This is a genomic window from Phytoactinopolyspora endophytica (assembly GCF_004138495.1).
GTDB lineage: Bacteria > Actinomycetota > Actinomycetes > Jiangellales > Jiangellaceae > Phytoactinopolyspora > Phytoactinopolyspora endophytica.
In genome coordinates this window covers 22,456-23,602 of the sequence record NZ_ML142865.1, presented here as the reverse complement: position 1 = coordinate 23,602, position 1,147 = coordinate 22,456, and the positions used below count along the sequence as shown (strand labels likewise).

Sequence of the window (1,147 nt, the reverse complement as noted above, 5' to 3'; positions counted from 1 at the left end):
CGTCGACGGTGATGACGCCGTCCTTGCCGACCTTGTCGAACGCCTCGGCGATGATCTCGCCGATCGACGGGTCCCCAGCGGAGACGGAAGCGACGGAGGCGATCGAGGACTTCTCGTCCACCGGCTTCGCCGTCTCCAGCAGCCGGTTCGTGACGGCCTCGACCGCGGCGTCGATACCGCGCTTGACCGACATCGGCCCGGCACCCGCCGCCACGGCCCGCAGGCCGCGGTGAACCATGGCCTGGGCGAGGACGGTGGCGGTGGTGGTGCCGTCACCTGCGATGTCGTTGGTCTTGGTAGCGACCTCCTTGGCGAGTTGCGCGCCGAGGTCTTCGTACGGGTCGTCCAGCTCGATCTCACGAGCGATCGTGACGCCATCGTTGGTGATGGTGGGCGAGCCGAACTTCTTGTCGATGACGACGTTGCGGCCGCGCGGGCCGAGCGTCACCTTCACGGTGTCCGCGAGAGCGTCGACGCCTCGTTCGAGGCTACGCCGAGCTTTCTCGTCGAACTCGAGAATCTTGGGCATGGGCAATGTGTCCTTCCACGTCAATGGACGACGCCCTGGCCCGGCACCCGCTCGTCAAGAGCCGGCGAGCCTGTCAGGCTCCGTGCCGCGCCAGGGCGTCGCACCGATACGTCAGCGTCGTACTGTCACTTGTTGACGACGGCGAGCACGTCGCGGCTGGACAGGATCAGCAGCTCGTCGCCGCCGTACTTGACCTCGGTGCCGCCGTACTTCGAGTAGAGGACGACGTCCCCGACCTTGACGTCGACGGGGATGCGCTTCTCGCCGTCTTCGTCCCAGCGGCCCTCGCCGACGGCGACGACCTCGCCCTCCTGGGGCTTCTCCTTGGCGGTGTCTGGGATGACAAGTCCGGATGCCGTGGTCTGCTCCGCTTCGAGCGGCTTGACCACAATGCGATCCTCGAGTGGCTTAATGGAGACCGACACTAGTCTGACCTCCCCTTTCGCGGGATGTCACGGATGCTTCGTATGGACTGGCCGCGTGCCGCCGTCGTCGCGGGTGCCGGCGGGATCGACCGTTGGCACTCTCAGTGTGAGTGTGCCAATGCTGAACTTAGCCAATGTCTTAGCACTCGGTCAAGGTGAGTGCTAGTTTCGCCGCGAATATCTCATCCGGCGG

The 1,147-nt window shown here is 65.6% G+C and carries 2 protein-coding genes; both read right to left on the bottom strand.

Features of this window, described 5'->3' with window-relative positions; translation table 11 throughout:
- On the bottom strand, nucleotides 1-529 hold a 529-nt coding region (locus tag ELR45_RS41505), incomplete at its 3' end, for a TCP-1/cpn60 chaperonin family protein (protein ID WP_276320734.1).
- A gap of 125 nt (nucleotides 530-654) precedes the next feature.
- Nucleotides 655-954, bottom strand: a complete 300-nt coding sequence (gene groES / locus ELR45_RS26185; RefSeq protein WP_129668963.1) for a co-chaperone GroES — start codon at nucleotides 952-954, stop codon at nucleotides 655-657.
- Nucleotides 955-1,147: the final 193 nt, after the last annotated feature.